This is a genomic window from Bartonella sp. AA56HLJMS (assembly GCF_042197145.1).
Lineage (GTDB): Bacteria > Pseudomonadota > Alphaproteobacteria > Rhizobiales > Rhizobiaceae > Bartonella.
In genome coordinates this window covers 1-549 of record NZ_JBHIRL010000115.1, presented here as the reverse complement: position 1 = coordinate 549, position 549 = coordinate 1, and the positions used below count along the sequence as shown (strand labels likewise).

1 pseudogene is annotated in these 549 nt (G+C 43.2%); it reads right to left on the bottom strand.

From position 1 onward, the window contains the following. Positions 1-344 (bottom strand): annotated as a pseudogene (locus ACFINI_RS10170) (phage tail protein); the annotation flags it as partial. Between the last annotated feature and the right edge of the window lie 205 nt (positions 345-549).

The window sequence follows — 549 nt, the reverse complement described above, 5'->3', positions numbered from 1 at the left end:
AAGGCGTGCACACCGGTCAGGTGAGCGTTTGATCCCACCATCTCAGTTTGTGTCTCAGCAATGGTTGATTTTTCTTCTACACGCACAAGGATAATTTGTGCCTCAATCCCCTGTGCGCACACAGCATTAATAACATCAAGAGCCGTTCCCCTTCGCCCAAGCTTTTGGATTTTTTCTGTATCATGGGTGAAGACCAATACAGGCTCGTTAAGGGGAAAAACTTGGTTGTCAGCATCAGGGGCTGTAACAACCGCTCCAATGGCTGTCTGATCAAATGTTGCTAAAGGACGGGAATCCTCACCAGCCTCTACAATGCGAATCCCATGATTAAATTCTATTGCCATCTTGCTCTCCAAATCAATGAAGAGACTATAACAAGCATCACCATGCTCCATAAGACTGACACTGTCAGTCAAAAAAAGCCCTTTCAAAGGGCTTTAAAGGACTTAAAAACATACAAGCTCGCTTATAGAACAGCTATCCATTTGACTTCTGTCATATCTTGGTTACTTGTGCATCCATTTAATCTTTCCATAACCTTATAAGAAC